The sequence below is a fragment of the Enterobacter cloacae complex sp. P1B genome, from assembly GCF_014982345.1.
GTDB classification, from domain to species: domain Bacteria; phylum Pseudomonadota; class Gammaproteobacteria; order Enterobacterales; family Enterobacteriaceae; genus Enterobacter; species Enterobacter bugandensis.
Genome location: NZ_JADCLF010000003.1, coordinates 13838 through 36190 on the forward strand (window position 1 = coordinate 13838; position 22353 = coordinate 36190).

Below are 22353 nucleotides of genomic sequence, written 5' to 3' on the forward strand. Positions count from 1 at the left end.
ATTCCTGTATTAGTCAAACTCCAGTTCCACCTGCTCCGAACCAATGAGGCCACGGAGATCGTTCAGTAAACGATCGCTCGGAGAGACACGCCACGTTGCACCAAAGCGCAACCGCGCACGTGCATCCGCCCTCTGATAGTAGAGATGTACTGGAATGGTCCCCGAGCGGTGGGGTTCCAGAGACTGACGGAGTCGGTTTAAAAGCTGGTCATCAATTTGCCTGTCCGTCAGCGAGATAGCAAGCCCGCGAGCATATTTTTCCCGGGCTTCGTCAATGTCCATCACTTCGCGGGCGGTCATTTTAAGCCCCCCGCTGAAGTCATCAAAGCTGACCTGTCCGCTGACGATAAGTATGCGGTCTTTTTCCAGCAATTGCTGGTATTTATCCAGCGCGTCGGTGAACAGCATCACCTCCAGACGCCCGGAACGGTCATCTAACGTACAGATGCCGATACGATTGCCGCGCTTGGTGACCATTACCCTTGCAGCAATCACGAGCCCCGCAGCCGTGGTGATCTTACCACGTTCTGTCGGATGCATGTCTTTAAGCCTGTGGCCGCCGACATAGCGCTCAATTTCTTTAAGATACTGGTTGATCGGGTGACCCGTCAGGTACAGACCTAACGTTTCCCGCTCGCCGTCCAGTACTACCTGTTCTGGCCACGGCTGGCAGTTGGAATAGGACTGCTCGATCTGCTCTGGCTCTTCAGCCAGCACGCCGAACATATCCGCCTGGCCAATGGCCTCCGCTTTCGCATGCTGATCGGCCGCCTTCAACGCATCGCCGAGCGAGTTCATCAGCGCGGCGCGGTGTGGCCCCAGCCTGTCAAACGCGCCGGACATGATCAGTTTTTCCAGCACGCGGCGGTTCAGTTTTTTGGTATCGGTACGGGCGCACAGATCGAACAGCTCACGGAAGTAGCCGCCGTTATTACGCGCTTCGATGATCGCCTCGATCGGCCCCTCACCCACGCCTTTGATCGCGCCGATCCCGTAGACGATCTCCCCGTCATCGTTAACGTGGAAATGGTACAGACCCGAGTTAATATCCGGCGGCAGGATCTTCAGCCCCATGCGCCAGCACTCGTCCACCAGGCCAACCACCTTCTCAGTGTTGTCCATATCGGCGGTCATTACCGCCGCCATAAACTCAGCGGGATAGTGGGCCTTGAGCCACAGCGTTTGATAAGAAACCAAAGCATAGGCGGCGGAGTGAGATTTGTTAAATCCGTACCCGGCGAATTTCTCCACCAGGTCGAAGATTTTCATCGCCAGTTCGCCATCGACGCCGTTTTTCTTCGCCCCATCTTCAAAGATGGAGCGCTGCTTGGCCATCTCTTCCGGCTTTTTCTTACCCATCGCACGACGCAGCATGTCCGCGCCGCCAAGGGTATAGCCGGAAAGCACCTGGGCGATCTGCATGACCTGTTCCTGATACAGGATGATGCCGTAGGTCGGCTCCAGCACCGGTTTCAGGCTTTCATGCTGCCACTGCACGTCCGGGTAGGAAATCTCTTCGCGCCCGTGTTTACGGTCGATAAAGTTATCCACCATCCCTGACTGCAGCGGGCCCGGACGGAACAGGGCCACCAGCGCGATCATATCTTCGAAGCAGTCGGGCTGCAGGCGTTTAATCAGATCTTTCATGCCGCGGGATTCAAGCTGGAAGACGGCTGTCGTCTCCGAGCGCTGCAGCATGTCGAAACTTTTCTTGTCATCCAGCGGGATGGCCGCGATATCCAGCGGCGGCTCGCCGTTCTTCTCGCGGCGGGCGTTGATCATCTCCAGCGCCCAGTTGATGATGGTCAGCGTGCGCAGGCCGAGGAAGTCGAACTTCACCAGCCCGGCGTATTCCACGTCGTTTTTATCGAACTGGGTGACCGGGTGCTGGCCCGCTTCGTCGCAGTAGAGCGGCGCAAAGTCGGTGATTTTGGTCGGGGCGATAACCACCCCCCCCGCATGCTTACCGGCGTTACGCGTCACGCCTTCAAGCTTACGCGCCATGTCGATCAGCGCTTTTACCTCTTCATCAGCTTCGTAGATTTCCGGCAGCTGAGGTTCGGCTTCAAAGGCTTTTGCCAGCGTCATGCCCGGATCGGGCGGCACCAGCTTTGAAATACGATCGACAAAACCGTACGGGTGGCCCAGCACGCGGCCCACGTCGCGGATAACCGCTTTCGCCGCCATGGTACCGAAGGTAATGATCTGCGAAACCGCGTCACGACCGTACATATCGGCCACGTGCTCAATCACCTGGTCGCGTTTTTCCATGCAGAAGTCGACGTCGAAGTCGGGCATGGAGACACGTTCCGGGTTAAGGAAACGTTCGAACAGCAGGTCAAATTCCAGCGGATCGAGGTCGGTAATTTTCAGCGCATACGCCACCAGTGAGCCCGCACCCGAGCCACGGCCCGGACCTACCGGCACGCCGTTATCCTTCGACCACTGGATAAACTCCATTACAATCAGGAAGTAGCCCGGGAAGCCCATCTGGTTAATCACCTGGAGTTCAATATCCAGGCGTTCGTCATACTCCGGACGACGTTTTTTACGCTCTTCTTCATCCGGGAACAGGAATTCGAGACGCTCTTCCAGACCTTCTTTCGATTTCATGACCAGGAAATCTTCCGTGGTCATGTCCCCGGTCGGGAACTGCGGCAGGAAGTATTCGCCGAGGCGCACGGTCACGTTACAGCGCTTGGCAATCTCTACACTGTTTTCCAGCGCTTCCGGAATGTCGGAGAAGAGCTCGCACATCTCCTCTTCGCTGCGCATATACTGCTGCGATGAGTAGTTCCGCGGACGCTTTGGATCGTCGAGGGTGAAGCCGTCGTGGATAGCGACGCGAATTTCATGCGCGTCAAAATCGCCGGACTCCAGGAAACGCACGTCATTCGTTGCCACCACGGGCAAGCCGCGCTCTTCTGCCAGCGCGACAGCAGCGTGCAGATAGTTCTCTTCATCCTGGCGGCCGGTGCGAATCAGCTCCAGATAGTAACGATTCGGGAAGTACTCTTCATAGAACGAGACGCACTGATCCACCAGCGCGCTGTTACCGCGTAGCAGGGATTTACCGACATCGCCCATGCGGCCGCCGGAGATCAGCAGCAGCCCTTCGTTCAGCTCAGCCAGCCATTCCCTGTCAATCCACGGACCCAGCGCCCCATAACCGCGCTGATAGGCTTTTGAGATAAGCAGAGTGAGGTTTTGGTAACCCGTATTGTTCATAGCCAACACGGAGATTTGCGTCAGTTCATCGCCGATGAGATCGCTCTGCACATGGAAATCCGCACCGACGATAGGCTTCATCCCCGCGCCATGCGCCGTCCCGTAGAACTTCACCAGGCCGCACAGGTTGGTAAAATCGGTGATCGCCAGCGCAGGCATGCCAAGCGAGGCCGCCTTTTTTACCAGCGGCCCGGTCTTTGCCAGCCCATCGATCATGGAGTAGTCGCTATGCACCCGCAGGTGTACGAAACGTGGTTCAGCCATCTTCAGATCCCGCGTTACTTAATTGCTTGCGTCTTGATTCAGGACACCAGTCCCAGCGCGCGCTTCACCGGGCCAAAGCTGCGCCGATGATGTTCAGTTGCGCCATGTTCAGCCAGCTTTTCCAGATGGAAAGCCGTTGGATATCCCTTATGCTGGGCGAAACCATACGCGGGATAAGTGAGGTCCAGCGCGGCCATTTCGGCGTCGCGCGTCACTTTGGCAATAATAGAAGCTGCACTGATCTCTGCGACGCGGCTGTCGCCTTTAACGACGGCCATCGAAGGCATCGGCAGCGCCGGGCAACGGTTACCGTCGATCAGCACATATTCTGGCACAACCTTCAGGCCAGCAACGGCTCGCTGCATTGCCAGCATCGTGGCGTGCAGAATATTCAGATCGTCGATTTCATTCGGCTCTGCGCGCCCTACGCTCCAGGCCAGCGCCTTCTCTTTAATTTCATCAAACAGCGCCAGACGGCGCTTCTCACTGAGTTTTTTTGAGTCGTTCAGACCAATAATCGGGCGCGTTGGATCGAGGATCACCGCCGCGGTCACCACGGCACCGACCAACGGGCCGCGCCCGACTTCATCCACTCCGGCAACAAGGTGCGTGTGGGGATAAGTAAATTCCATCATTTTGCTAACTCCAGCACTGCATCAGCCGCCTGCTCATCAGCATTACAGCGGATCTGCTGATGCAGTTCACGGAAAGTATCGTGCATCTGGTGGCTGGTCTTGCCGTTGGCCAGCAGCGGCAGCAGGGCATCCGCAAGCGCCTGCGGCTGGCACTCATCCTGCAACAGCTCTTTAACCAGCTCGCGCCCGGCAAGCAGGTTTGGCAGGGAGACATAATCCGTTTTCACCAGACGTTTTGCCAGCCAGAAGGTAAACGGCTTCATGCGATAACCGACCACCATCGGGCATTTCGCCAGCATACACTCCAGCGCTGCCGTGCCGGAAGCCAGCAGTGCGGCATCGCTTGCATACATGGCTTCCCGCCCTTTCCCGTCGAGAAGACGAACGTGAAGATCCGGGGCAACGTCGGCTTTGATACGCTCGAACTGCTCGCGGCGTTTGGCATTCACCAGCGGCACAACCACTTCAAGATCGGGCCAGGTCTGGCGAAGAATCTGCGCGGTCTTCAGGAAATCAGCGCTCAGCATCTCGACCTCTGCGCCACGGCTGCCCGGCAGCAGCGCCAGACAGTGCACATCATGCGGGATACCCAGCGCGTCGCGCGCCGCGTTTTTATCCGGGTCCAGCGGCATCGCATCCGCCATGGTATGACCGATAAAACGGCACGGAACATTAAATCTGTCGTAAAACGCTTTTTCGAAAGGCAGGAAAGCCAGCACCAGGTTGGTGGACCGTCCGATTTTGAAAACGCGTTTCTGTCGCCACGCCCACACGGACGGACTGACATAGTGAATGGTTTTGATGCCCTGCTTTTTCAGATTACCTTCGAGAGTAATGTTGAAATCAGGTGCATCGATACCGACAAACACATCGGGTTTGAGTTCGGTAAAGCGGCGGGTGAGATCGGCACGAATATGCAGCAGGCGTCGCAGGCGCCCCAGCACCTCGACGATGCCCATCACGGCCAGCTCTTCCATTTCATACCAGGCTTCACAGCCTTCGGCCTGCATCAGCGGGCCTGCCACGCCAACAAAGCGAGCATTGGGTACGCGCGCCTTAAGCGCCCGGATGAGACCTGCACCAAGAATATCGCCGGAGGTTTCTCCGGCGACCAGGGCTATCGTAAGCGGACGACTGTCGACCATTAACGAATCAGACCCCTCGTGGAACGGTCAAAGAATTCCATGAACGCGTTCACTTCAGGATGCTTATTCGCCAGCTCGGCAATTTCCGGCTTCGCCTCTTCCAGCGTTTTACCGCTACGGTACAGCAGCTTGTACGCGTTGCGGATAGCAGTAATCGCTTCGCGGCTAAAGCCACGACGCTTGAGGCCTTCGATGTTCACGCCAAACGGCGTGGCATGGTTGCCCTGCGCAATCACATACGGCGGGACGTCCTGCGCCACACCGGAGCATCCGCCGACCATCACGTGTGCACCAATGATGCAGAACTGATGGACTGCGGTCATGCCGCCAATAATTGCGAAGTCATCAACCGATACGTGTCCTGCCAGCGTTGCGTTGTTGGCAAGAATACAGCGATCGCCCACGGCACAGTCGTGCGCAATGTGCGCATTTACCATGAACAGGTTGTCGCTGCCCACCTTCGTCAACCCACCACCCTGTACTGTTCCACGATGAATGGTGACGCTTTCGCGAATACGGTTACGATCGCCAATTTCCAGACGGGTCGACTCACCAGCATATTTCAGATCCTGGTTAACTTCGCCGATGGAAGCGAACTGATAGATCTCGTTATTGCAGCCAATGGTCGTGTGACCATTCACGACAACGTGAGATTTCAGTACTGTACCCTCACCAATTTCGACATGGGGTCCAACAATACAGAACGGGCCAATGTGGACGTTTGCGCCAATAATGGCACCGGTTTCCACAATAGCGGTAGGATGAATAAAGGCGGATTTATCAATCACGTATCAGGACTCCCGGCTACGAGCACACATCATCGTCGCTTCGCAAACAACTTTGCCGTCAACCAGCGCTACGCCTTTGAAGCGAGTCAGGCCACGACGCGTTTTTTCAAAAGTGACTTCCATGATCATCTGATCACCAGGCACGACAGGACGCTTGAAGCGTGCTTCATCAATACCTGCGAAGTAATACAGTTCACCCGGCTCCAGCTTACCGACGCTTTTAAACGCCAGAATACCGGTAGCCTGAGCCATCGCTTCCAGAATCAACACACCCGGGAAGATAGGCTTACCCGGGAAGTGTCCCTGGAAGAACGGCTCGTTCACGGAAACATTTTTCACTGCGCGCAGAAAACGACCTTCTTCAAAATCCAGCACACGGTCTACCAGCAAAAACGGGTAGCGGTGCGGCAGAAGTTCTAAAATCTCTTCAATATGCAGAGTATGAGTGTCAGTAGTCAAAATACTCTTCCTGTCAAAATGTACTGATAACAATAATAACACGGCCTGCCGGTTTATTAGAAAGCCGACAGGCCGGGAAAGATAGCGTTAAACGGGTGACGTTTAGTCTTGTTGATCGATCTTACGCTCAAGAGACTTGAGTCGCTTGCTCATATCATCAATGTTCATCACCAGAGCTGCTGTTTTACGCCATACCTTGTTGGGTTGCAGCGGAATACCGGAGGAATAGACGCCAGGTTCAGTGATAGGACGCATTACCATACCCATACCCGTCACCGTCACCTTGTCGCATATTTCCATATGGCCATTAATCACGCTCGCGCCGCCAATCATGCAGTAACGACCAATTTTCAGGCTGCCCGCCATGATGACGCCCCCCGCAACCGCGGTATTGTCGCCAATCACAACGTTATGCGCAATCTGGCACTGGTTATCGATGATAACACCATTGCCAATGATAGTGTCGTCGAGTGCACCACGATCGATCGTGGTACAGGCTCCGATCTCCACGCGATCGCCAATAATAACGCGACCAAGCTGCGGGATCTTAACCCAGTTACCGCGATCGTTCGCGTAACCAAAGCCATCAGAACCAATCACGGTACTGGACTGGACGAGGCAATTTTCGCCGATTTCAACTTCATGATAAACGGACACATTGGCCCATAAACGGGTGCCAGCGCCGATTTTCGTATTTTTCCCAACGAAGCATCCAGGGCCAATGACGACGTTATCGCCCAGCTCAACGCCAGATTCAATAACCGCATTCGCGCCAACGGCCACGTTGTTACCCAGCTTAGCCGTCGGATCAATCGCTGCACTGGCAGCAATGTTCTGCGCCGGCTGCGGCGTGGTATCAAGAATTTGAGCCATGCGTGCATACGTCAGGTAGGGATTTTTCACTACCAGCGCGCTTCCAGTGGCAAAAGGAAGATCGTCCTGCGTCAGAACAACAGCTGACGCCTGGCATTGAGCCAGTTGTTCACGGTACTTAGGGCTTACCATGAAGGTAATCGTGCCAGCTTTAGCAGATTGCATGGACGCAACAGCGGTGATGACGATATCGCCATCACCGTGTAATTCTGCATCCAACTGCTGAGCTAAATCAGCCAGTCGAATTGAAGGCATTACTTATTTAACCTGTTTCAGAACATCAGCGGTGATGTCTTTAACATCGCTGCTGTTGAAAGCAACGGCGTTCGCATCAACAACCAGATCGATGCTCTGATCGGCAGCAACTGCTTTAACAGCAGTCTGAATGCGAGTCACCAGCTTGCCACGCTCTTCGTTAGAACGACGCTGACGATCCTGCTCGAAAGCCTGCGCTTTCTGGGAGAAGGTCTGGCGCTGAGCCATAACGTCTTTTTCCAGTTTGCTGCGATCGCTTGCTTTCATGGTAGAACCATCACGCTGCAGACGCTGCATTTTGGACTGAAGATCGCCTTCCATACGCTGCAGTTCGCTCGCACGGCCTTTGAATTCGTTTTCCAGAGTCGCAGAAACACCTGTTTTCTGAGCGACTTGCTGGAACAAATTACCCATGTTGACGATTGCGATTTTGTCTGCTGCCTGAGCAGAAGTTGCCATCGCTAAACCGAGACCTGCAGCTAATAACCACTTTTTCACAATTAACTCCTTACCATCCCATTGGCACCAGAAGGTACCGTTCTTTGCGTGGCAAGGCGACCGTTTTACCGATCGCCGGTTGTCAGCGCTACACTGCCAACGCATTCCATTGCAGCGGATTATTACCAGGTTTTACCAATGTTAAACTGGAATTGCTCCGCTTTGTCTCCATCGTATTTCTTAAACGGCTGGGCGTAGGAGAAGACCAACGGCCCCAGCGGTGACATCCATTGTAATGCGATACCGGCAGACATGCGAATATTGCCCGGATCGCTATAGTCTGGAACGCCAGCCGCGCGCATCTGGGCAGTATTCTCCCAGTTGGTATCCCACACCGTACCCGCATCCCAGAAGAAGGACGTACGTACGGAGTTCGCGTATTTATCACTGATAAATGGCGTTGGGGTGATGAACTCCAGGCTGGCCACGGCCATGGCGTTACCGCCTACCGCATCATCAGAGCTACATACTTGTTTTGGATCACGGCTTGCGCAGTTATCTTCATCATTACCGCCGTAATAAACCGCTTTCGGACCAATGTTGTTAGACTGGAAGCCACGCACGGTGCTTGAACCACCCGCGTAGAAGTTCTCATAGAACGGCAACTCTTTACTGCCGATACCGTCACCATAGCCCCAACGGGTACGACCCAGCACCACCCATTTGTGATCGTCATCAATCGGGAAGTAGGACGCGGTATCCAGCGTGACCTTGTAGAACTCGTTATCGGAACCAGGAATGGTCACCTTACCGTTCAGGTTGACGCGAGAGCCTTCCGTTGGGAAGAAACCGCGGTCAAGACGGTTGTAGGTCCAGCCATAGTTGAAGGTGAAGTCATCTGCAGCAAAACCGTTGTCATCGCTGGAGGTACTCGCCGACTGGCCGATGGAATCCAGATAACGCCACATCGCCACCTGCGGCTGCATGTTGGACAGGTCGTTATGCACGTAACCTAAGCCCGCTCGCAGGGTGTTGTATTCGTTAACCGGGAAGCCAAGCGTTCCGTCCACACCGTAACTTTTGTTGGTGTAGGAAGACAGATCTGCATCATCCGCTTTAAAGTCGTTATAGAAGATACGACCGCCCAGGCTCACACCGTCAACGGTGAAGTATGGGTTGGTAACGGAGAACTCAGAGTAGGTCTGGTAGTCGTTTTTGGTACCGTTAATACCAACAGAGTAACCCGTACCCAGCCAGTTATCCTGCTGGACGCCTACCTGGAAACTCACGCCGCTTTCCGTGCCGTAGCCCACGCCGAAGTTAAAGCTACCGGTGTTACGCTCTTTCACTTTATAAACGACATCAACCTGATCCGGGCTGCCCGGTACACGCTGAGTTTCAGTATCTACGGTTTCAAAATAGCCCAGACGGTTCAGACGCTCTTTACCCTGGTCGACCAGGTCGCTGCCCAGCCACGCCCCTTCCATCTGACGCATTTCACGACGCAGAACGGAGTCTTTAGAGGTGTCGTTACCGACGAAGCGGATCTTACGCACGTAGAAACGGTTACCCGCATCAACGTTAACGTGCAGCTTAACGGTTTTATCCGCATCGTTGATTTCCGGCTGAGTTTGTACGCGCGGATAGGCATAACCATAGCGGCCGAGCAGCTTCTTAATGCTGTCTTCCATTTTGGTGACTTTGGATCCGCTGTACAGATCGCCCGGCTGAATTTTGGTCAGCGATTCGATCTCAGCAGAATGCCCCGCCAGGTTACCACTCACTTCAACACCAGAAAGCTTGTACTGATCGCCTTCAGTAATGTTAACCGTAATGTAGATACCTTTCTTGTCCGGAGTCAGACTGACCTGAGTCGAGTCGATGTTGAAGCGGGCATAACCGCGATCCAGATAGTAGCTGCGCAGGGTTTCAAGGTCGCCCGCCAGCTTCTGTTTCTGGTATTTACGATCGCCAACCACGTTCCACCACGGCACTTCATCGCGCAGCTGGAAGGTCGAGATCAGTTCGTCGGTGCTGAACGCGTGGTTACCCACGATGTTGATCTGCTGGATCTTCGCAGAAACACCTTCCTGGAAGACCAGCTTCAGGTCAACACGGTTACGCGGGAGCGGAGTGACAACCGCTTTCACGCTGGCGCTGTATTTACCGACGCTGTAGTAGAAGTCTTCCAGACCTTTTTCAATGTCTGAAAGGGTTGTGCGGTCCAGAGATTCACCCACACGAACACCCGATGCTTCAAGGTTTTGCTTGAGCATGTCATCTTTCACCGACTTGTTGCCGGAGAAAGTGATACTGGCGATCGTTGGACGTTCTTTTACCTGTACCAGCAGCGTATCACCATCGCGCAGGACGCGGACGTCCTCGAAGTTGCCGGTGGCAAACAGAGCACGGATGGTGTTACTGATATCTTCATCATTAACCGTATCGCCGGGGCGCACAGGCATACTGAGGAGGGCCGCACCAACGGCGACACGCTGAAGGCCTTCGAAATGAATATCTCTCACTACGAACCCGTCAGCACCGTATACGGTGGCGCTGCTAAACAGCAGCGACGCTATGAGCAACTTTTTCATCGCCATCGTTATTATGCGTTCTTCCTAACTAACTCTCTTACAACCGAGAGAAATCATTGAAAAGTGCAAGCCCCATTAACAGCACCAGCAAAATCGAGCCAATGCGATAACTAAAGTCTTGAACTCGCTCGGATACCGGCCCGCCTTTTAGCTTTTCAATCGCTAAAAACAGCAGATGACCCCCGTCTAAAACGGGAAGCGGGAACAGGTTGATAATCCCAAGGTTCACGCTAATAAGCGCGAGGAACATGAGATAGTAAATCACCCCGAACTCCGCTGACATCCCAGCCCCCTGAGCAATCGAGATTGGCCCACTGAGGTTGTTCAGTTTCACATCACCGGTTATCAATTTCCCCAACATGTTGACCGTCAGCTTCATCAGTTGCCATGTTTTATCCGTGGCTTCAAGAATGGCGCTGAACGGCCCATACTGGCGTATTGTCTTGTACTCATCTGGCAGCGGGATCACTTTTGGCACAACGCCTGCAAACCCTTCTGCCTTTTTGCCGACCGACTTCGTATCCGGGATCAGCGTCAGCGAAAGCGGACTGCCTTGCCTTTCAACTTCCAGCGCGAGGGACGTCCCCGGATTATCGCGCACCAGAGTAACAAAGGTCATCCACTCTGTTAATGGTTGACCATCGACTTTAACGATCCTGTCGCCAGCTTGCAAACCCGCTTTGCTCGCCGCCGAATTTGCCTGTACTTCGGCCAATACCGGTTCTATCTGCGCGCCGCGGGGACGAATGCCCAGCGCAGCGACGGGATCCTCTTTGTCTGGCTCGAAACGCCAGTGGCGTAAATCCAGTACTTTGTCCTGACGCGCGTTTGACCCAAACGGCGATACGCTGATAGTTGTCTGCGGATCGCCAATTTTGGCTACCAGCTGCAGTCGCACGGCATCCCAATCAGGGGTTTCGATGCCATCAATCGCTTTAAGTTCCATCCCGGAGGTAATTTGCGCACTCGCCGCGATGGAGTCAGGGGCAATATCCCCCACTACCGGACGCACGCCAGGGACGCCGATGATAAACACCAGCCAGTAAGCGAAAATCGCAAAGATGAAGTTGGCTACCGGTCCGGCAGCGATGATGGCGGCGCGTTGTCCAACGGTTTTGTTGTTAAACGCACTGTGTCGCAGTTCGGGAGCGACAGGCTCAACACGTTCGTCGAGCATTTTGACGTAGCCGCCAAGCGGGATAAGGGCGATGACAAATTCCGTGCCGTGACGATCGGTGCGCGTCCAGAGTGATTTGCCAAAACCAATGGAGAATCGCTCTACCCGCACACCACAACGGCGAGCAACCCAGAAATGGCCAAATTCATGCACGGTAATCAGTACACCCAGTGCAACAATGAACGCCGCCAGATTCCAGAGAATGCTCAGCATAAAACCTTCCGTTAAATCGTCCCGAATACCAGTAAAAGCAGGCAAGCAAATACTGGAACAGCCGCTGTCAGGCTGTCAATGCGATCCAGTATACCGCCATGCCCTGGAATAAGATGTCCGCTGTCCTTAATCCCTGCTTCACGCTTAAACATACTTTCGGTTAAATCACCGAGCACTGAGGCAAGTGCAGCAAAAATCGAGCACACCAGCAGTATTGACGGTGCCACGGCCAGATCTGCCCAGACGCCATAGCCCCAGGAGATGATCGCTGCCGTAAACAAGCCGCCGATGAAGCCTTGCCAGGTTTTCCCCGGCGAAACTTTTGGTGCCAGCTTATGTTTGCCAAACAGTTTACCAAACATATAGGCCCCGGAGTCAGCCCCCCAGACGAGAATCATCACATAAAGCAGCCAGATCGCACCGCTGTAGTGATTTTCGTCATAGTGCCAGGCGCGCAGCGCGACCATGCCCCAGAAAAACGGAACAATGGTGAGCAAACCAAAAATCAGTCGCAGCACCTTTGAATGACGCCAGATTGCGGCCGAACCTGGATAAAAAAGCACCAGCAACAGCGCAACAATCCACCAGGCCAACGACATCCACAAGGAGCCGGCAACCAGCGGTTGATGAATATCATGGTGATATTCAGGCAACGTAAACAGCATTATGGCCAGGATAAAGCCACAGAGTACCGCAAGCCATACTCGCTGGCTGCGCGAGGTAAAGCCGCTAAACTGTCCCCATTCCCACGCGGCAAGCATGCACACTACCAGCGTGACAATGGCGAATCCCACCGGGGGCAGTAAAAACAGCGCCGCAATGACAATGGGTATTAAAACAAAAGCGGAAATCAGGCGATACTTCAGCAAAAGCTACCCCCATCAGGCTTTGTCGCCACCTGGCTCGGTGCCGCCGAAACGACGCTCTCGATTGGCAAAGGCATGCAGCGCACCTTCAAAGTCTTGTTCATCAAAATCGGGCCAAAGAACATCCGTAAAGTAAAGTTCAGCATAGGCAATTTGCCATATCAGAAAGTTACTTATGCGATGTTCCCCCCCTGTCCTAATTACCAAATCCACAGGTGCCAGTTCATTCATGCAGATTTGCTTGCTCAGCGCCTCTTCATCAATCTGGTCGGGTCTCAACAGCCCTTCCTGAACCTGTTCGGCCAGATGCCGAACGCCCTGGATAATATCCCAGCGTCCACCGTAATTCGCCGCAACGTTGAGCGTCAGACCGGTATTATTTTCCGTCAGCGCTTCTGCTTTACGAATCCGCTCCTGCAAACGTGAGTTAAAACGACTGGTATCGCCAATGATGCGCAGGCGAACGTTGTGGCGGTGCAGGCTTTTTACTTCGCTGTCTAGCGCCCACACGAACAGTTCCATCAACGCAGTCACTTCCTGCGGAGGTCGATTCCAGTTTTCACTGCTAAAAGCATAGAGCGTTAACGCATCAATGCCGTTATTGGCGGCAAAAGAGACGGCGCGGCGAACAGATTTCGCTCCCGCTTTATGCCCAAAGGCTCGTATTTTCCCTTGTCTTTTCGCCCAGCGCCCGTTGCCATCCATAATGATTGCTACATGACGGCAGCCATGAGCTGGCAAGTTTTCGCTTATTGGTTGATTCGCAGACAACATAACGCGTTTTTTGTCCCTGAAAGGATTTAACGGTACTCAGGAATACTTAAGCCTGTACATAAAAAAGCCGTGTCAAACCACGGCTTACCTGACCACATAAAGTCAAATTCCTGCGATCAGGTGGCGCAGACTATATCACTGAAGCCCAACGCTAACAAATAGCACGACCACTAGTGCTTGCTTTATCACCAGCTTGCGAGACGTGTCACCTGTTTACGCGCAATATCACGAGCAGCTGTATCCACCGCCAGTACCTCTTCCACGCTTTGTGGCTCGCGCAAATCCATCATTTCCAGTACCGATAAATTTAAGGACGCGATATCGGTAAAACGGATCTGCTGATTCAGAAATGCGTCAACGGTAATTTCATTGGCTGCATTCAGTGCCGTCGTCGCCGCCTGCCCCTGGTCAAAGGCGTTCATTGCAAGCTTCAGACAAGGATAACGATCGTAGTCTGGTTCACTGAACGTCAGAGAACTGAGCTTACAGAAATCAAGCGGCTTCACGCCGGATTTCACCCGGTTCGGCCATGCCATTGAATGGGCAATAGGCGTACGCATATCCGGCTCGCCGAGCTGTGCCAGCACGCTGCCATCCTGATAGCGCACCATCGAGTGAATCACCGACTGCGGGTGGATCAGTACTTCCATCTGTTTCGCCGACGCATTAAACAGCCAGCGCGCTTCAATGTATTCCAGACCTTTGTTCATCATGGTGGCAGAATCCACGGAGATTTTACGCCCCATTGACCAGTTCGGATGACGGCACGCCTGATCCGGCGTCATTGCGCGCAGTTCAGACAGTGGCGTTTCACGGAACGGGCCACCAGACCCGGTAAGCAGAATCGACACAACGCCATTCTGCTCCAGGTCAGCGTACCCCAGGTTCTGTTGAAAAGGTTGCGGTAAACTCTGAAAAATGGCGTTATGCTCGCTGTCGACCGGTAAAAGACGCGCCCCGCGCTGTTTTACCGCGTCCATGAACAGACGTCCGCAGGTCACCAGCGACTCTTTATTGGCGAGCAAAACATCTTTACCGGCATCGATCGCAGCAAGTGTCGGCAGCAGCCCGGCTGCGCCGACAATGGCCGCCATAACCTGGTCAACCTCATCCAGCGCCGCCATCTCGCAGGCCGCCTGCTGGCCACTCAGCACCTCGGTTCGGCTGCCCTTCTCACACAGTTGGGCTTTTAGCAGGCGCGCGCTCTCTTCGTCATCCATCACCGCATAGCGGGGCATAAACTCCAGGCACTGCTCGACCATACGCTGCACATTCTTACCGGCCACCAGCGCTGTCACGGTGTAAAGTTCAGGATTATGGCGGACGACGTCGAGAGTACTGCAACCAATGGAACCGGTTGAGCCGAGGAGTGTTAAATGCTTCATGAGATGCCCGAAAAAAGTTAGACCAGATAAAAGCAAAACGCCGCCAGCAAGACCCGAAGTCCCTCTGAACGGCGTTTATCAGTGTACGACAGAAATCAGAACTGCATCAGTTCCGCTTCTTTTTCTGCCAGCGCCGCATCAATTTTCTTGATGGCAGCGTCGGTCATTTTCTGAATGTCGTCCTGAGAACGACGATCGTCATCTTCGCTGATCTCTTTTTCTTTCAGCAGTGCTTTCACTTTATCGTTCGCATCGCGACGCACGTTACGCACGGAAACACGACCCTGCTCAGCTTCACCGCGAACCACTTTGATGAGATCTTTACGACGCTCTTCCGTCAGCGGAGGCAGCGGAACGCGGATGTCAGCACCCGCTGAGCTTGGGTTCAGACCCAGGTCAGAAGCCATGATCGCTTTCTCAACGGCCGGGCTCATAGAGCGATCGAAGACGTTGATTTTCAGCGTACGGGTATCTTCAACCGTCACGCTCGCGAGCTGACGCAGAGGGGTTGGCGTACCGTAGTATTCTACGATGATGCCATCCAGCAGGCTTGGGGAAGCACGGCCAGTACGGATTTTGCTGATTTGGTTTTTGAACGCTTCTACGCATTTGTCCATGCGTACTTCAGCATCTTTTCTGATGTCGTTAATCACGTTACGAATCCTTGAAAACTTGTCTCAGGCAGACTATCCGCCAGCACAGCGCTACAGGTGTGCTAAGTATAGTCGCGTTTAATTCATGACAACGCCAAAGGCGCGTCCAGGTAAGATACCACTACAAAGTAAAGCGGAATCTTACCTGTATTTATCGTCGACGGAAATTATTCCGTGATCAAAGTGCCTTCTTTTTCGCCCATGACCACGCGACGCAGTGCGCCAGGCTTGTTCATGTTGAAGACTCGGATCGGCAGTTTGTGGTCGCGAGCCAGCGTGAAGGCGGCAAGATCCATCACTTTCAGCTCTTTATCCAGCACTTCGCTGTAGCTCAGCTGATCGTACATGGTCGCAGAAGGATCTTTTGCCGGGTCGGCAGTAAACACGCCGTCTACTTTGGTCGCTTTCAGCACCACGTCGGCTTCAATTTCGATACCGCGCAGGCAGGCAGCGGAATCGGTGGTAAAGAACGGGTTACCCGTACCGGCGGAGAGGATCACCACGCGGTTGTTGCGCAGCAGGCTGATGGCCTCTGCCCAGCTGTAATTATCGCATACGCCATTCAGGGGAATCGCGGACATCAGGCGGGCATTCACGTAGGCGCGATGGAGCGCATCACGCATTGCCAGGCCATTCATCACGGTTGCCAGCATACCCATGTGGTCGCCCACAACGCGGTTCATCCCCGCTTTCGCCAGACCAGCACCACGGAAAAGGTTGCCACCGCCAATGACCACGCCAACCTGGATACCCAGTTCGACCAGTTCTTTGATTTCCTGTGCCATGCGATCAAGGATGCTTGCGTCAATACCGAAGCCTTCCGATCCCTGCAGCGCTTCGCCACTCAGCTTAAGCAGAATGCGTTTGTACACGGGTTTTGCATTGGTAGCCATGTTTCTTTCCTGAGACTGTCAACGATTAAGATGGGAGTTAATTCTGGCGACATAATATGCCGCAAATCAGCACGGCGATACTGGAGCCTGTCTGATTTCCTGTGACGGGTGACAAAAAGAAGCCGCCCTCAGGCGGCTCCTTTTCAATCATTAAGACTGCTTGGACATTGCAGCAACTTCTGCTGCGAAGTCAGTCTCAACTTTCTCAATGCCTTCGCCCACTTCGAAGCGGATGAAGCCAGTTACGTCAGCGTTGTGCTCTTTCAGCAGCTGAGCAACAGACTTGCTTGGATCCATAACGAAAGGCTGGCCAGTCAGAGAAACTTCGCCGGTGAATTTCTTCATGCGGCCTTCAACCATTTTCTCTGCGATTTCTTTTGGCTTACCAGACTGCATCGCGATGTCCAGCTGAACCTGGTACTCTTTCTCTACCACTTCAGCAGACACGTCTTCTGGCTTAACGAATTCTGGTTTGCTTGCAGCGATGTGCATTGCCAGCTGTTTAACCAGCTCTTCGTCAGCGCCTTTAGCCGCAACCAGAACACCGATACGTGCACCGTGCTGGTAAGAACCCAGTACTTCGCCTTCCAGGGAAGATACGCGACGGATGTTGATGTTCTCACCGATTTTAGCAACCAGCGCAACACGTTCTTCTTCGAACTGTGCTTTCAGAACTTCAACGTCAGTGATTTTGCCAGCAACAGCTGCGTCCAGAACTTTGTTCGCAAATGCCTGGAAACCGCCATCTTTAGCAACGAAGTCAGTCTGGCAGTTAACTTCCAGAATGATGCCGTAGGTGCCGTCGATTTTAGTGATGATCACGCCGTCAGCAGCAACGTTGCCTGCTTTCTTAGCTGCTTTGATCGCACCGGATTTACGCATGTTTTCGATTGCCAGCTCGATGTCGCCGTTCGCTTCAGTCAGCGCTTTTTTGCAATCCATCATGCCTGCGCCAGTACGCTCGCGCAGCTCTTTTACCAGGGATGCGGTAATTTCAGCCATTCTTAAATCCTCGGGAGATGTGAACTGCCCGGCCGGAGGCCAAACAGTGTAAATTGAAAAAAGGGGCCGATAATGGGCCCCTATTCATACACGGTACTAATAAGGGGTAAAACCTTATTATTCAGCTTCTACGAAGCTTTCTTCCGCCTGAGAAGCCAGATCCTGGGAACGGCCTTCACGAACGGTAGCAGCTACAGCGCTCAGATACAGGCTAACAGCACGGATTGCGTCGTCGTTACCCGGGATAACGAAGTCAACACCGTCCGGATCGGAGTTGGTATCAACGATAGCGAATACCGGGATACCCAGGTTGTTAGCTTCTTTGATAGCGATGTGCTCGTGGTCTGCATCGATTACGAACAGCGCGTCTGGCAGGCCGCCCATATCTTTGATACCGCCCAGGCTGTTTTCCAGCTTGTCCAGTTCACGAGTGCGCATCAGCGCTTCTTTCTTAGTCAGCTTGTCGAAAGTACCGTCCTGAGACTGGGTTTCCAGATCTTTCAGGCGCTTGATGGACTGACGAACAGTTTTCCAGTTGGTCAGCATGCCGCCCAACCAGCGATGGTTCACGAAGAACTGGTCGCAGCTGTTAGCAGCATCTTTCACAGCTTCGCTTGCAGCGCGCTTAGTACCAACGAACAGAATCTTACCTTTACGGGAAGAGATCTTGTTCAGCTCAGCCAGGGCTTCGTTGAACATTGGTACAGTTTTCTCAAGGTTGATGATGTGAACTTTGTTACGCGCGCCGAAGATGAAAGGCTTCATTTTCGGGTTCCAGTAACGGGTCTGGTGACCAAAGTGAACACCAGCCTTGAGCATGTCGCGCATGGAAACAGTTGCCATGTTTTAAAACCTCTATATTGAAAGTTGGGGTTATGCCTCCACGTATCCCATATTACCGACCCCGAAGGGCACCCCGGAATATGTGCCGATACGTGTGTGTTGTTACACAAAGTGAGATTTGTCGCTTCCGTCCAGCCTGTGTATCTGAGATGGATCGGAAGTCCGGCGCGCTTTATACCACAAAACACGACCAGAAACCAACAGTTGTTGGCGGAGTGTGCTGTTAATGATTCTCAATTTGGCACGGGGCGTGCCTGACTGATACCATTGACGACACTTAGACTAGTATTGTCGAAAAAATCGACACCGATGGACAGATTACATGGCTATCTCTATTAAGACACCTGAAGAAATTGAAAAGATGCGCGTCGCCGGTCGTCTGGCCGCGGAAGTGCTGGAAATGATCGAGCCGTTCGTGAAGCCGGGCGTCAGCACCGGCGAACTGGATCGCATCTGTAATGACTATATCGTTAACGAGCAGCACGCGGTTTCCGCCTGTCTCGGCTACCACGGTTTCCCGAAATCCGTCTGCATCTCTATTAATGAAGTGGTTTGCCACGGTATTCCGGACGACGAAAAACTGCTGAAAGATGGCGATATCGTCAACATCGACGTGACCGTCATTAAAGACGAGTACCACGGTGACACCTCGAAGATGTTCATCGTTGGCAAACCAACGATTCTGGGCGAGCGTCTGTGCAAAGTGACGCAAGAGAGCCTGTACCTGGCGCTGAAAATGGTTAAGCCGGGCATCCGCCTGCGCACCCTCGGTGCCGCAATTCAGAAATTCGTGGAAGCGGAAGGTTTCTCCGTGGTGCGCGAATACTGCGGTCACGGCATTGGCCGCGTCTTCCATGAAGAGCCGCAGGTTCTGCACTATGATGCCGATGACGGCGGCGTGGTGCTGCAAAAAGGGATGACCTTCACCATCGAACCGATGGTCAACGCCGGTGACTACCGCATCCGCACTATGAAAGACGGCTGGACGGTGAAAACCAAAGACAGAAGCTTGTCTGCCCAGTACGAGCATACTATTGTGGTAACGGACAACGGCTGCGAAATTATGACGTTGCGCAAGGATGACACCATCCCGGCAATACTGACGAACATTGAGTGATAAGAAGCCGGCAAATGCCGGCTTTTTTAATGGCGATAGCTTTTTCTTATGGGTGGCGCACGATGAGTAATCTATTACCCGAACAGTATGCTAACACAGCACTTCCCACCCTCCCCGACCAGCCCGATAACCCGGGCGTCTGGCCGCCGCACGAGCTGACCTGCGCGCACATAAAAGCCCATATGGATGTTTTCCACCGCTGGCTGGGCAGCGCGTTCGACGCGGGCGTCTCTGCCGAGCAGCTCATCGAAGCGCGCACCGAATTTATCGACCAGCTCCTGCAGCGTCTGTGGATCGACTACGGTTTCGGGCAGGTGAGCGACGTCGCGCTGGTTGCCGTCGGGGGCTATGGCCGCGGGGAGCTGCATCCGCTTTCCGATATCGACCTGCTGATCCTGAGCCGCAAAAAGCTGCCGGACGAGCAGGCGCAGAAAATAGGCGAGCTGCTGACTCTGCTGTGGGACGTCAAGCTTGAAGTGGGCCACAGCGTGCGCACCCTGGAAGAGTGCCTGCTGGAGGGGTTATCTGACCTGACCGTCGCCACCAACCTGATTGAAACCCGCCTGCTGATTGGTGACGTCGCGCTGTTTCTGGAGCTGCAAAAGCATATTTTCAGCGACGGCTTCTGGCCATCTGAGAAATTCTTCGCCGCCAAGGTCGAGGAACAAAACCAGCGCCATCAGCGCTACCACGGCACCAGCTATAACCTTGAACCCGATATTAAAAGCAGCCCCGGCGGCCTGCGCGACATTCACACGTTACAGTGGGTCGCCCGTCGCCACTTTGGCGCCACCTCGATGGACGAGATGGTCGGCTTTGGCTTCCTGACCGAGGCCGAGCGTAACGAGCTAAACGAGTGTCTGCACCTGCTGTGGCGCATCCGTTTTGCCCTGCATCTGGAAGTTACCCGCTACGATAACCGCCTGCTGTTTGACCGTCAGCTCAGCGTAGCGCAGCGGCTGAACTATCAGGGCGAAGGCAACGAGCCGGTTGAGCAGATGATGAAGGATTTCTTCCGCGTCACCCGCCGGGTCACCGAGCTGAACCAGATGCTGTTGCAGCTGTTCGACGAGGCCATTCTGGCCCTGACTGCCGACGAAAAGCCGCGCCCGATTGACGATGAATTCCAGCTGCGCGGCACGCTGATCGATCTGCGCGACGAAACGCTGTTTATCCGCGAGCCGGAAGCGATCCTGCGGATGTTCTACACCATGGTGCGCAACAGCACCATCACCGGGATCTACTCCACCACCCTGCGCCATCTGCGCCACGCGCGCCGCCATCTGACGCAGCCTTTGTGTTACATCCCGGAAGCACGCTCGCTGTTCCTGAGCATGCTCCGCCATCCGGGTGCCGTCAGCCGCGGGCTGCTGCCGATGCACCGCCACAGCGTGCTGTGGGCCTATATGCCGCAGTGGTCGCACATCGTTGGGCAGATGCAATTCGATCTGTTCCACGCCTACACGGTGGATGAACACACCATCCGCGTGATGCTCAAGCTGGAAAGCTTTGCCAAAGAAGAGACGCGCTCCCGCCACCCGCTGTGCGTGGAGCTGTGGCCGCGCCTGACCCATCCGGAACTGATCCTGATTGCCGCCCTGTTCCACGACATCGCTAAGGGCCGCGGCGGCGATCACTCGGTGCTGGGCGCGCAGGACGTGCTGAAATTTGCCGAACTGCACGGTCTCAATTCGCGCGAAACGCAGCTGGTTGCCTGGCTGGTGCGCCATCACCTGCTGATGTCGGTCACCGCCCAGCGTCGCGATATTCAGGACCCTGAGGTTATTAAGCAGTTCGCCGAAGAAGTTCAAACGGAAAACCGTCTGCGCTATCTGGTCTGCCTGACGGTGGCCGATATTTGCGCCACCAACGAGACCCTGTGGAACAGCTGGAAGCAGAGCCTGCTGCGCGAGCTGTACTTCGCCACCGAAAAACAGCTGCGACGCGGGATGCAAAACACCCCGGACATGCGCGAGCGCGTGCGTCATCACCAGCTGCAGGCGCTGGCGCTGCTGCGGATGGATAACATTGATGAAGAAGCGCTGCATCAGATTTGGGCCCGCTGCCGTGCCAACTATTTTGTGCGCCACAGCCCAAACCAGCTTGCCTGGCACGCGCGGCACCTGCTGAAGCACGATCTGTCTCAACCGATGATCCTGCTGAGCCCGCAGGCCACGCGCGGCGGAACGGAGATATTCATCTGGAGCCCGGACCGGCCTTATCTGTTTGCTGCCGTCTGCGCCGAGCTGGACAGGCGTAACCTGAGCGTTCACGACGCGCAGATTTTTACCACCCGCGACGGCATGGCGATGGATACCTTTATTGTGCTGGAGCCGGACGGCAGCCCGCTGTCCTCGGACAGGCATGAAGGGATACGCTTCGGTCTGGAGCAGGCGATCACGCAGCGCAGCTGGCAGCCACCGCAGCCGCGCCGTCAGCCGGCTAAGTTACGCCACTTTACCGTCGATACCGAGGTCAACTTCCTGCCGACCCACACCGACCGTAAATCGTTCCTGGAGCTGATCGCGCTCGACCAGCCAGGGCTGCTTGCCCGCGTCGGCCAGGTTTTTGCCGATCTGGGAATTTCGCTTCATGGGGCCCGAATTACAACCATTGGCGAGCGAGTAGAAGATTTATTTATAATCGCCACCGCCGATCGGCGTGCCCTTAATAATGACCTGCAGCTTGAAGTGCAACAACGGTTGACAGCAGCCCTCAATCCAAACGATAAAGGGTGACGTGTTTTTTAGT

18 protein-coding genes are annotated in these 22353 nt (G+C 54.4%); 2 read left to right on the forward strand and 16 right to left on the reverse strand.

Annotated elements, in window-relative coordinates; genetic code table 11:
• Positions 1–9: 9 nt before the first annotated feature.
• The 16 genes from dnaE to rpsB form a co-directional block, all read right to left on the reverse strand.
• Positions 10–3492, reverse strand: coding sequence for a DNA polymerase III subunit alpha (dnaE, locus tag INF77_RS01435; protein WP_041911187.1), 3483 nt, complete (start codon positions 3490–3492; stop codon positions 10–12).
• Positions 3493–3530: 38 nt separating this feature from the next.
• Positions 3531–4127 carry a ribonuclease HII gene (gene rnhB / locus INF77_RS01440; RefSeq protein WP_059357904.1) on the reverse strand — a complete coding sequence of 199 codons (597 nt, stop codon included), beginning with the start codon at positions 4125–4127 and terminating at the stop codon, positions 3531–3533.
• Positions 4124–5272: a lipid-A-disaccharide synthase gene (gene lpxB, locus INF77_RS01445; RefSeq protein ID WP_049137786.1), complete on the reverse strand. Its 1149-nt coding sequence runs from the start codon at positions 5270–5272 to the stop codon at positions 4124–4126. The genes rnhB and lpxB overlap by 4 nt, the downstream gene beginning before the upstream one ends.
• On the reverse strand, positions 5272–6060 hold the full coding sequence (gene lpxA / locus INF77_RS01450) for an acyl-ACP--UDP-N-acetylglucosamine O-acyltransferase (protein WP_041911189.1): 789 nt from the start codon (positions 6058–6060) through the stop codon (positions 5272–5274). Before lpxA ends, lpxB begins: the two co-directional genes overlap by 1 nt.
• Before the next feature lie 3 nt (positions 6061–6063).
• Entirely contained in the window at positions 6064–6519 is a 456-nt protein-coding gene (gene fabZ, locus INF77_RS01455) for a 3-hydroxyacyl-ACP dehydratase FabZ (RefSeq protein WP_010426706.1), read from the reverse strand.
• Between the two features lie 102 nt (positions 6520–6621).
• Positions 6622–7647 carry a UDP-3-O-(3-hydroxymyristoyl)glucosamine N-acyltransferase gene (gene lpxD, locus INF77_RS01460; RefSeq protein ID WP_041911190.1) on the reverse strand — a complete coding sequence of 342 codons (1026 nt, stop codon included), beginning with the start codon at positions 7645–7647 and terminating at the stop codon, positions 6622–6624.
• Positions 7648–7650: 3 nt separating this feature from the next.
• Complete coding sequence (gene skp, locus INF77_RS01465) at positions 7651–8145, reverse strand: molecular chaperone Skp (protein WP_014882635.1); 495 nt, start codon at positions 8143–8145, stop codon at positions 7651–7653.
• A gap of 122 nt (positions 8146–8267) precedes the next feature.
• Positions 8268–10685 (reverse strand): outer membrane protein assembly factor BamA, encoded by a 2418-nt coding sequence (gene bamA, locus INF77_RS01470; protein WP_193532820.1) that lies wholly within the window; start codon positions 10683–10685, stop codon positions 8268–8270.
• A 31-nt stretch (positions 10686–10716) separates the two neighbouring features.
• Positions 10717–12069, reverse strand: coding sequence for a sigma E protease regulator RseP (rseP, locus tag INF77_RS01475; protein WP_193532821.1), 1353 nt, complete (start codon positions 12067–12069; stop codon positions 10717–10719).
• A gap of 11 nt (positions 12070–12080) precedes the next feature.
• A complete protein-coding gene (gene cdsA, locus INF77_RS01480; RefSeq protein WP_193532822.1) occupies positions 12081–12938 on the reverse strand; it encodes a phosphatidate cytidylyltransferase in 858 nt (285 codons plus the stop codon).
• A 12-nt stretch (positions 12939–12950) separates the two neighbouring features.
• On the reverse strand, positions 12951–13709 hold the full coding sequence (gene ispU, locus INF77_RS01485) for a (2E,6E)-farnesyl-diphosphate-specific ditrans,polycis-undecaprenyl-diphosphate synthase (protein WP_028015581.1): 759 nt from the start codon (positions 13707–13709) through the stop codon (positions 12951–12953).
• 185 nt (positions 13710–13894) lie between these two features.
• The gene (gene ispC / locus INF77_RS01490) at positions 13895–15094 is read right to left on the reverse strand and encodes a 1-deoxy-D-xylulose-5-phosphate reductoisomerase (RefSeq protein WP_193532823.1); all 1200 of its coding nucleotides are present in this window, start codon (positions 15092–15094) and stop codon (positions 13895–13897) included.
• A gap of 95 nt (positions 15095–15189) precedes the next feature.
• Positions 15190–15747 carry a ribosome recycling factor gene (frr, locus tag INF77_RS01495; protein WP_003856180.1) on the reverse strand — a complete coding sequence of 186 codons (558 nt, stop codon included), beginning with the start codon at positions 15745–15747 and terminating at the stop codon, positions 15190–15192.
• Between the two features lie 167 nt (positions 15748–15914).
• Positions 15915–16640, reverse strand: coding sequence for a UMP kinase (gene pyrH / locus INF77_RS01500; protein ID WP_008501910.1), 726 nt, complete (start codon positions 16638–16640; stop codon positions 15915–15917).
• A gap of 150 nt (positions 16641–16790) precedes the next feature.
• Entirely contained in the window at positions 16791–17642 is an 852-nt protein-coding gene (gene tsf / locus INF77_RS01505; RefSeq protein ID WP_028015579.1) for a translation elongation factor Ts, read from the reverse strand.
• Positions 17643–17759: 117 nt separating this feature from the next.
• Entirely contained in the window at positions 17760–18485 is a 726-nt protein-coding gene (gene rpsB / locus INF77_RS01510; RefSeq protein ID WP_003856207.1) for a 30S ribosomal protein S2, read from the reverse strand.
• A 322-nt stretch (positions 18486–18807) separates the two neighbouring features.
• On the opposite strand from rpsB, the gene map reads away from it, so the two are divergent.
• Both map and glnD read left to right on the forward strand, forming a co-directional pair.
• A complete protein-coding gene (gene map, locus INF77_RS01515) occupies positions 18808–19602 on the forward strand; it encodes a type I methionyl aminopeptidase (protein ID WP_028015578.1) in 795 nt (264 codons plus the stop codon).
• A 62-nt stretch (positions 19603–19664) separates the two neighbouring features.
• A complete protein-coding gene (gene glnD / locus INF77_RS01520) occupies positions 19665–22340 on the forward strand; it encodes a bifunctional uridylyltransferase/uridylyl-removing protein GlnD (protein ID WP_008501914.1) in 2676 nt (891 codons plus the stop codon).
• Positions 22341–22353 lie beyond the last annotated feature (13 nt).